Source organism: Aeromonas sp. QDB23 (genome assembly GCF_027707745.1).
Lineage (GTDB): Bacteria > Pseudomonadota > Gammaproteobacteria > Enterobacterales > Aeromonadaceae > Aeromonas > Aeromonas allosaccharophila.
The window spans coordinates 1-519 of record NZ_JAPCJA010000190.1 but is presented as its reverse complement, the minus strand read 5'-3'; the positions used below and the strand labels follow the sequence as shown (position 1 = coordinate 519).

General features: G+C 49.1%; 1 pseudogene. It reads left to right on the top strand.

Features of this window, described 5'->3' with window-relative positions:
• Nucleotides 1–74: 74 nt before the first annotated feature.
• Nucleotides 75–299: pseudogene (locus PG888_RS23125) on the top strand (GNAT family N-acetyltransferase); the annotation flags it as partial.
• Nucleotides 300–519 lie beyond the last annotated feature (220 nt).

Here is a 519-nt window from a genome sequence, read left to right as displayed (position 1 = left end):
GTATTAGCTGGTCAAGGATGGCGATCATACCTCAGAAGCCGCGCCACGCCTCGCTCATATGAGGGGATGGTTAAGGCATCGCCCGACAGGCGGTCACCCTGCTCCGTGACTTTGCTTTTGAGCAGTTAGGGCTATTTCGGCTGGAGATCGTGATGGGGGTTGGCAACACCGCCAGCGAAGCCGTTGCCATCGCCGCCGGTGCAACCTTTGAATGCAGGGCAAGGAACCGTCTCTTTCTTCATGGCCAGCCCCTTGATGCACATATCTACTCCCTTGTTCCCACTAACTGGAGCCAGTAACAAGGCTTATCTGACATAAACGAGTCATAGTTATGAGAACTTATATCTCAGTAGCCACTTACCCAATCAGTATGTATTTCCATTATCACAATAGTGATTGCCCTAGAATCTCCCTATTCATCCAATCTACCCTTGTTAGGATAACCAGGGTGAGAGCGTGAACATTTTGTTAAATTTCACCCAGTTTTTTGAGACCCGCATTGAGTACCGTTTCCAGATA